Source organism: uncultured Porphyromonas sp., from assembly GCF_934359325.1.
Taxonomy (GTDB): domain Bacteria; phylum Bacteroidota; class Bacteroidia; order Bacteroidales; family Porphyromonadaceae; genus Porphyromonas_A.
In genome coordinates this window covers 1-3431 of record NZ_CAKRLH010000172.1, presented here as the reverse complement: position 1 = coordinate 3431, position 3431 = coordinate 1, and the positions used below count along the sequence as shown (strand labels likewise).

Genomic DNA, 3431 nt, shown 5'->3' with positions numbered 1-3431 from the left:
CTGACACTGGCAGCTCCCCTCGCCGCCCTGGGACAGGCGGAGGATGCGGGATGGATCAGAAACACCGCCATCAGCCCTGATGGTAAGGTGATCGCCTTTACCTACCAGGGGGACATCTTCACCGTACCGGTGAGTGGCGGCACCGCTACACAGATCACGTCTAATCCTGCGTACGACACGGCACCGGTCTGGAGTCCGGACGGGCAGAGCATCGCCTTCTCGTCTGACCGGGAATTCGGCACCTTCCACGTCTACCTCACCTCCCGTCAGGGCGGGCAGGCAAGGAAGCTGACCTACATCAATGGCAAGAGCCAGACGCCGGTCGCCTTCCTCGACGATGAGACGATCCTCTACGAGTGCGGCTATCGTCCTACTAAGGAGTCGGGTATCTTCCCCGGCGGATCCTTCTCACAGGTCTACCGGATCAAGACTAACGGCGGACGGCCACACCTCTTCTCTGCATTTACGATGAAGATGCCGTCGATCAATCGCACCGACGGACGGATCCTCTTTACCGACTTCAAGGGGTACGAGGATCCTCTGCGCAAGCACCACAAGTCGCCCGTCGCCAGAGATATATGGATGTGGACTCCGGATGGCAACATGGGCAAGTTTGCTAAGATCACTTCCTTCGAGGGCGAGGATCGCAATGCCATCTGGCTCCCGGGCGAGGAGGCTTTCCTCTTCCTGAGCGAGCGGGATGGTAACTTCAATGTCTACCGCGCCACTCTCGCTGACCCGGCCCACCCCACTCAGCTGACCAACTTTAAGAAGCACCCGGTCCGCAATCTCTCGATGGACAATAGTGGTAACGTCGCCTTCTCCTGGAATGGTCGGCTCTACTACATGCCCAAGGGCGGAGAGGCGAAACAGCTTCCGGTGCAGGTGATTGCCGACAACAGCAAGCAGGAGAAGCTCTTCCAGACTTACCGGACAGGCGCGTCTGAGGCCAAGCTCTCTCCTAATAATAAGGAGTACGCCTTTATCGTCCATGGCGATGTCTATGTCGCCAATATCGAGTACGGCACCACGAAGCGGATCACCAATACTCCGGAGCAGGAGCGTGACCTGACCTTCAGCCCCGACGGTCGCACTCTCGTCTACTCCTCTGAGCGTGAGGATCAGTGGAATCTCTACCAGACTACTATCAAGCGCTCCGATGAGAAGACCTTTACCTACGCTACCGAGCTGGAGGAGAAGAAGCTGACTCACGAGAAGGAGGTACCAGCCTTCCAGCCTGTCTTCAGCCCCGACGGCAAGAAGATCGCCTACCTAAGGGATCGCGCTGCAGTCTATTGCCTTGACCTTGCCAGCGGCAAGAGTACCGAGGTGCTGAATAAGAAGTACAACTACTCCTACTCTGACGGTGACCAGTGGTTTACCTGGAGTCCCGACTCGAGGCATATCCTGACCAACTTCATGGGCAATGGAGGCTGGAATAACGCCGATGTCGCCCTCGTCAAGGCGGACGGCTCCGGAGAGCTGGTTAATCTCACCGAGACCGGATACAATGCCGTTGGTGCTCGCTTTGTCCTCGACGGGAAAGCAATCGCCTACTACTGCGACTACGCCGGCTACCGCAGCCACGGCTCTTGGGGCTCTCAGACGGACATCTACCTGATGTTCCTCGATCAGGACGCATACGATCGCTTCCTCCTCGACAAGGAGGAGCGCGAGGTACTCCTGAAGGACAAGGATGAGAAGAAGGAGAGCGCAGATAAGAGCGACAAGGACAAGAAAAAGGGGAAGAAGGATAAGAAGAGCAAGGATGAGGACAAGGTAAAGCCTCTCATCTTCGACTTCTCCAATCGAGATAAGCGTATCGTCCGTATCACCCGCACGAGTGGATCTCAGTCTGACTTCGCTGTGACTCCCGAGGGAGACAAGTTCTACTACCTCGCCTCCTTCGACGGCAAGACCAACCTTTACTGTCTCGACCTCGCCGAGAAGGAGACTAAGGAGATCGTTGGCGACACCGGTAGCGGCTCTCTGGAGATGAGCAAGGATGGGAAGACCCTCTACCTCTTTGGCTACAACGGCTTCAAGAAGATCGAGGGCAGGGATATCACTCCCCTCACCTACTCTGCTCGCTTTGAGTACTCCCCAGCTAAGGAGCGGGCATACATCTACGACCATATGGTTAGGCAGGTGGAGAATAAGTTCTACGACGCTAATCTCCATGGCGTGGACTGGAAGGGCTACTCCGACAGCTATCGTGAGATCCTGCCCTTCATCAATAACAACTACGACTTCGCCGAGCTCTGCAGCGAGCTCCTCGGCGAGCTCAATGGCTCCCACACTGGCATGCGCTACTACGGTGGGTCGTCCACCATTCGTACCGCCTCACTCGGACTCTTCTACGACGACAGCTACGAGGGTGAGGGAGCAAAGATCACCGAGGTGATTGTGGGTGGTCCCTTCGACCGCGCCAAGTCGATTGCCAAGCCGGGAGTCATTGTCCTCAAGATCAATGGAACCACCATCTCCAAGGATCTCCCGATCGAGCATTACCTGAATGGACTGACCGGACAGCGTACGGTCGTGACGCTCAAGGATGAGAGTGGCAAGGAGGTCGAGGAGTCCGTCGTACCCATCTCACTCGGTCAAGAGTCGTCTCTCCTCTACGACCGATGGGTAGACCGTCGTGCAGCCCTGACTGAGAAGTGGAGCAACGGTCGCGTCGGCTATGTCCACATCGAGGGAATGGATAGCGGATCCTTCCGTCGGGTATTCAGCAAGATGCTCGGCAAGTACCGCGGCTGCGATGCGATCGTCGTCGACACGCGTCACAATGGCGGCGGCTGGCTGCACAATGATGTGGCGATCCTGCTTAGTGGCAAGGAGTACGCACGCTTCCAGCCGAGGGGACAGTACATCGGCTCCGAGCCCTTCATGCAGTGGTACAAGCCGTCCAATATGCTGGTGAGCGAGGACAATTACTCCGACGCCTACGGCACCCCCTGGACCTACCAGACTCTGAAGCTCGGCAAGCTGGTCGGCACCCCCGTGGCCGGTACCATGACTGCCGTATGGTGGGAGACACAGGTCAATGAGGACCTCGTCTTCGGCATCCCGCAGGTGACGATGACCGGGACGGACAACCTCGCCCGAGAGAACCGTGCCATCTATCCTGAGATCACGGTCTACAACTCCCCCGAGGACTTCCTGACCGACAATGACCTCCAGCTCAAGGCGGCCATCGATGACCTCATCCAGAGAGTAGACTCAGCTAAGAAGTAAGGAGTTACTCAGTTACTAAGGAGAGTGGCAGCACCCCGATCGAGGTGCTGCCACTCTCCTTTATATATAGGTACAAAAAAAGAGACTCTACAAGCGAATGTAAAGTCTCTGAGGGTGCCCAAAGAGGTTCGAACTCTCGACATCTGGAACCACAATCCAGCGCTCTACCAACTGAGCTATGGGCACCATAA

General features: G+C 56.7%; 1 protein-coding gene and 1 tRNA gene. One reads left to right on the top strand and one right to left on the bottom strand.

Annotated features, from left to right (window positions below; translation table 11 throughout):
• Nucleotides 1-3240 (top strand): S41 family peptidase (locus Q0F21_RS06420; RefSeq protein WP_363282715.1); only part of this gene is annotated, 3240 nt, incomplete at its 5' end.
• 113 nt (nucleotides 3241-3353) lie between these two features.
• Here Q0F21_RS06420 and Q0F21_RS06415 read toward each other — a convergent pair.
• A tRNA-His gene (locus tag Q0F21_RS06415) sits at nucleotides 3354-3426 on the bottom strand.
• Nucleotides 3427-3431: the final 5 nt, after the last annotated feature.